5 protein-coding genes are annotated in these 5,145 nt (G+C 64.3%); 3 read left to right on the top strand and 2 right to left on the bottom strand.

The features are described from left to right. Both JHD07_RS32250 and JHD07_RS32245 read left to right on the top strand, forming a co-directional pair. Window positions 1–1,268: tripartite tricarboxylate transporter permease (locus JHD07_RS32250; protein WP_291629484.1), on the top strand; the 1,268-nt coding region annotated here is incomplete at its 5' end. Window positions 1,269–1,436: 168 nt separating this feature from the next. Then, window positions 1,437–2,303: an outer membrane protein gene (locus tag JHD07_RS32245; protein ID WP_291629483.1), complete on the top strand. Its 867-nt coding sequence runs from the start codon at window positions 1,437–1,439 to the stop codon at window positions 2,301–2,303. Between the two features lie 76 nt (window positions 2,304–2,379). On the opposite strand, the gene JHD07_RS32240 is transcribed toward JHD07_RS32245, so the two are convergent. Beyond that, window positions 2,380–3,573 (bottom strand): CoA transferase, encoded by a 1,194-nt coding sequence (locus JHD07_RS32240; RefSeq protein ID WP_291629482.1) that lies wholly within the window; start codon window positions 3,571–3,573, stop codon window positions 2,380–2,382. Between the two features lie 115 nt (window positions 3,574–3,688). Further along, window positions 3,689–4,003, bottom strand: a complete 315-nt coding sequence (locus tag JHD07_RS32235; protein ID WP_291629481.1) for a hypothetical protein — start codon at window positions 4,001–4,003, stop codon at window positions 3,689–3,691. 196 nt (window positions 4,004–4,199) lie between these two features. On the opposite strand from JHD07_RS32235, the gene JHD07_RS32230 reads away from it, so the two are divergent. Next, window positions 4,200–5,145, top strand: a 946-nt coding sequence (locus tag JHD07_RS32230) for a M10 family metallopeptidase (RefSeq protein WP_291629479.1), incomplete at its 3' end; no start/stop codon positions are given.

Below are 5,145 nucleotides of genomic sequence, written 5' to 3'. Positions count from 1 at the left end.
TTCCGGGCGAAGCCTGGTCGGTCGCGACCACCTTCGACGGCTATCCGATGGCGCAGCAGGGCAGGGCGGCGGAGGCGCTGACCGCGGCGTTCACGTCCTCATTCATCGGCTCGCTGGTGGCGGTGCTGCTGATCACGTTCCTTGCGCCGATGATCTCGTCCTTTGCCCTGAAATTCGGGCCGCCCGAGTTCTTCGCGGTGTATTTGCTCACCTTCTGCTCCTTCGTCGGCCTGGGGCGCGAGGCCAAGCACAAGACCGTCATCTCGATGTCGCTGGGCCTGCTGCTCGCCGGCATCGGCATGGATACCGTATCGGGCAACCTGCGCATGACCTTCGGCTCGCCGGAGCTGCTCCGCGGCATCAACTTCCTGGTCGCCGTCATCGGCCTGTTCGGCATCAGCGAAATCCTGCTGACGATGGAGGAGCGCCTGGCGCTGCGCGGACATGCTGCGGGCATCTCGCTGCGCGTCGTGCTCGGCGTCTGGAAGGACCTGCCGAAATACTGGGTGACCTTGCTGCGTTCCTCCTTCATCGGCTGCTGGCTCGGCATCACCCCGGGCGGCGCGATCGCGGCCTCCTTCATGGGCTACAACCTCGCCAAGCGCTTCGCCAAGGACCCTGGCAGTTTCGGCAAGGGCCGCATCGAAGGCGTGTTCGCGCCGGAGACGGCGGCGCATGCCTCCGGTACCTCGGCGCTGCTGCCGATGCTGGCGCTCGGCATTCCCGGCTCCGGCACCGCCGCGATCCTGCTCGGCGGCCTCATGGTGTGGGGCCTCAATCCGGGGCCGCTGCTGTTCGTCGAGCACAAGGATTTCGTCTGGGGCTTGATCGCCTCGATGTATCTCGGCAACGTGGTCGGCCTCGTGCTGGTGTTGACGACGGTGCCGATCTTCGCCTCGATCCTGCGCGTGCCGTTCGCCGCGGTGGCGCCGATGATCGTGGTGTCCTGCGCGATCGGCGCCTACGCGATTCAGAACGCGATGTTCGACATCTGGCTGATGCTCGGCTTCGGCGTGGTCGGTTACGTCTTCAAGAAGATCGGCATTCCATTGGCGCCGTTTACGCTCGCGCTCGTGCTCGGCAACCGCGCCGAGGATGCCTTCCGCCTGTCGATGATCGGCTCCGGCGGGACGCTGAAGGTGTTCTGGTCGAACCCCCTGGTCGGCTCGATCACAACCCTGGCGATTATTCTGCTGTTCTGGCCCGTGATCGACCATTTGTTCGCCCGTGTCGGATTGACGCATAAGACCAGGGCGACATCCGGCTGAGGCGTGCGCGAAATTCTTTTCTACATCAATCGCTTAAGGCAGAAGGTGGCGTTCCTGTTCGATCACTACCCCGAACGCGAATGTTGCTGAATGTTGCCGCTGCGGCACAGCCATTGGGCAGGTGGGCGCGTATATTTCGATCACAAGATCGTGCAAGGGGGATTCTCCATGAAGCGGATAGTGATTGGAATGGCGGCGGCGATGTCGCTGTTTGCGACGGGTGCGCTGGCCGCCGATCTCGCGGCAAAACCCTATGTCAAGGCGCCGATCGTCGAGCCGGTCTGGAGCTGGACCGGCTTCTATATCGGCGCCAACGGCGGATACAGCTGGGGTCGCTCGCGTACCGACGTTTCCTATTTCAGCTCGGTCACGGGTGCACCGATCGCGCCTCCGGCCGGATCCCTCACCAGCGGCAGGTTCGACATGAACGGTGCTGTTGCCGGCGGCCAAGCGGGCTACAACTGGCAGAGCGCCAATTGGGTATACGGCATCGAGGGTGACCTGAACTGGTCCGACGAAAAGGGCCGCGCGACCTTCAGCTGCGTGGGCGTCGCGCCTGCCGCCGGGCCATGCCTTCCCGGCCTGACGTTCCTCCCCCCTGGCGGTCTCGCCGGCACCACCCTGACGGTCGATCAGCATCTTCAATGGTTCGGCACGCTTCGCGGCCGGGTCGGCATCCTGGCGACCCCCAAGGTGCTGTTCTACGGCACCGGCGGTTTGGCCTTCGGCGAGATCAAGACCACGGGCACCATGACCGGCTTCACCCCCGCGGGTGTGGCGATCGCCTCGGTCGGTTCAAACTCGACGACGCGCGCCGGCTGGACCGTTGGCGCGGGTGTCGAAGGCAAGATCACGCAGAACTGGAGCGCCAAGCTCGAATATCTCTACATGGACCTCGGGCGCTTCTCGTCCGGTCCGTTCACGCTCGCACCGGCCGCTGCAATCAGCGCCAACGTGTCGTCGCGCTTCACCGATCACATCCTGCGCGCCGGCATCAACTATCAGTTCGGTGGCCCGGTGGTGGCCAGATACTAAGATTAACAAGGCGTCAACAAGCAGCAAAGCCCGGCTCACGCCGGGCTTTGTCGTTGCAGACGGGGCGCAGTGACCTTCACACCACCTTGGCGTCCCTGAGCCCAGCAATCTCGTCGGCGGCGAAGCCGAACTCCTTCAGCACCTCGTCGGTCTGCTCGCCGAATTCCGGCGGCCGCGCCGCCATCCTGCTGGGCGTGCGCGACAGCGTCACGGGCTGGCCGATCAATTGGATATGCCGGCCATCGTCAGTCGGCACGTCCTGCGCAATGCCGAGATGCTTGACCTGCGCGTCCTCGAACACCTGGTCGATCGCATAGATCGGGCCGCACGGCACGCCGGCCTCGTTGAACTCGCGGACCCAGGTCTCGGTCGACTTCGACACCGTGCGCTTCTCGATCTCCGCGTTCAGCGCATCGCGGTTCCTGGAGCGGGCAGGGGCGGTCGCATAGTCGGGGTGGGCATAGAGTTCCGGTGCGCCGATCGCTTGGGCGCAGCGCTCCCAGATCCGCCCGCCCGTGGTGGCAATGTTGATGTAGCCGTCCGAGGTCTTGAACACGCCGGTTGGGATGCTGGTCGGGTGGTTGTTGCCGGCTTGCTTTGCGACCTCTTTCTCCATCAGCCAGCGCGCGGCCTGGAAATCCAGCATGAATATCTGGGCCTGGAGCAGGGACGTCTGCACCCACTGTCCCTTGCCCGAGACCTCGCGCTCGAGCAGCGCGGTGAGGATGCCCATGGCGCAGAACAGGCCGGCGCTGAGGTCGGCGACGGGAATGCCGACCCGCATCGGGCCTTCGCCCGGCGCGCCGGTGATCGACATCAGGCCGCCCATGCCTTGCGCGATCTGATCGAAGCCGGGCCGCTTGTGGTAGGGGCCGTCCTGGCCGAAGCCGGAGATGCTGCCATAGACGATGCGGGGGTTGATCGCGGCGAGGCTGTCATAGTCGATGCCGAGCTTCTTCTTCACGTCGGGCCGGAAATTTTCGACCACGACGTCGGCCTTGGCGGCGAGGCGCTTGAACACCGCAAGCCCGCGTTCGTCCTTCAGGTTCAGCGTCATCGCCCGCTTGTTGCGGTGCAAATTCTGGAAGTCGGACCCGTGCCGCGGGCCGCCCGGCTGCTCGCCGCCGGCATCTTCGGTCAGCGCGTCGATCTTGACCACGTTGGCGCCCCAGTCCGCGAGCTGCCGCACGCAGGTCGGCCCGGAGCGGACGCGGGTCAGGTCGAGCACGGTGAAGCGTGACAGGGCTTCCGAGGCATGCGGAAAGGGCATCGTGAAAGGCTCCGGGACAGATTGCTGGACAACCATAGTGCCCAAAGACCATGCGGCAAGCCGGGCCGACGCCGACGCCGTCTGCCGAAACGCCGTGCCTGCACGGCGCCCGAGATCAGCGCGACAGGCGCTTCAATTCCGCGCGGGCCTGCTCGGCCAACGGGTCGTCGCCGTGGCGCGCAATGAAGAGCTCGAAGGCCTCCCGCGTCCCCTTCCGGCGAGCGGCTTCGTATTCCTCCCTCACCGCAGCGGCAGGATCGCGCGCCATTGGCATGGAGGGCGCGCGTTCCGCCTTGCGGCTCTCGCTCCCTTCGACATCCGCATTGGCTTTCTGTGCCATGGCTGGCAGTCCTCCGAAGGGTTGATGGTCCGGCCCGCCGAACGCGATCAGGACGCCAAGCAGGCCGGCCGGGAAAGGACTTCGTTTCATGCCCCTGCAATATTACGGATGCCAGGTGAACAGCGGCCGTCGTTCGTGCCCCGTATGACTACGGGATTTGATGGCTAACCAAGCCTTAGGAAAGAGGCAGGCGGCGCCGCCCAAATACACCAAACGTTTAACTCTCAAGCTTGAATCATATGCCGTCCCGGCGAATCACGCCCGATGCGTCGCTCTGGAGGGTCAATTGGCCACCGCTGTCTATGTCAGTGCCACCAACAACGCCGAGATCGACGGTCTGCTATCCGGCTACAAATGGTCAGGCACGATCACCTACAGCTTCCCCGACGCGCCCGGCGACTTTTCGAACCCTTACTCCGGCGGCAGCGGCGAGCCGACCACTTCGGGCTTTGCCTCGGTACCCACGCAGATCCAGGCGGCGATCAACTATGCCGTCGGATTGATCCTCGGCTACACCAACGCCAACATCCAAAATGCGGGCACGAACGGCGCCGACCTCATGATTGCGCAGTCGCCGGCCGCAAACCCGACCGCTTATGCCTACTACCCCGGCAATTATGCGCCCGGCGGCGACATCTGGTTCGGGACTCAATACAATTTCTCGCTGGCCAAGCTCGGCAACTATTACTTCACCACTGCCCTGCACGAACTCGGCCACGCCCTTGGCCTGAAGCACAGCCAGGAGGCCGGCGGCCCCGGCAACGTGGCGGTGCCGAGCGCGCACGACAGCAGCGAATACACCGTCATGAGCTATCGCAGCTATGTCGGTGCTTCGACCACGGGCGGCTACACCAACGAAGCCTACGGATATTCGCAGACCTACATGGCGAACGATATCCTTGCGCTCCAGACGATGTACGGCGCGGACTACACGACGCAGAGCGGCAACACCGTCTACACGTGGAATGCGACCACCGGCCAGCAATTCATCAACGGCGTCGGGCAGCTCGCGCCGGGCGGCGGCGTCGGCGGCTCGGCCAATCGCATCTACGAAACCGTCTGGGATGGAGGCGGCGTCGATACCTATGATCTCTCGAATTACACGACGAACCTGAGCATCAACCTCAATCCCGGCGCGGCATCGGTGTTCTCCTCCGTGCAATTGGCCTATCTCGGTAACGGCCATTACGCATCGGGCAACGTCTACAACGCCTATCTCTACAATGGCGACG

The organism is Bradyrhizobium sp. (assembly GCF_016462955.1).
Taxonomy (GTDB): domain Bacteria; phylum Pseudomonadota; class Alphaproteobacteria; order Rhizobiales; family Xanthobacteraceae; genus Bradyrhizobium.
This window is presented reverse-complemented; position numbering and strand designations above follow the sequence as displayed.

What these genes read in the sequence shown, in the direction of transcription:
- JHD07_RS32235 (WP_291629481.1), bottom strand. Translation starts at nt 4,003, where the DNA reads ATGAAACGAAGTCCTTTCCCGGCCGGCCTGCTTGGCGTCCTGATCGCG.
- JHD07_RS32245 (WP_291629483.1), top strand. Translation starts at nt 1,437, where the DNA reads ATGAAGCGGATAGTGATTGGAATGGCGGCGGCGATGTCGCTGTTTGCG.
- JHD07_RS32240 (WP_291629482.1), bottom strand. Translation starts at nt 3,573, where the DNA reads ATGCCCTTTCCGCATGCCTCGGAAGCCCTGTCACGCTTCACCGTGCTC.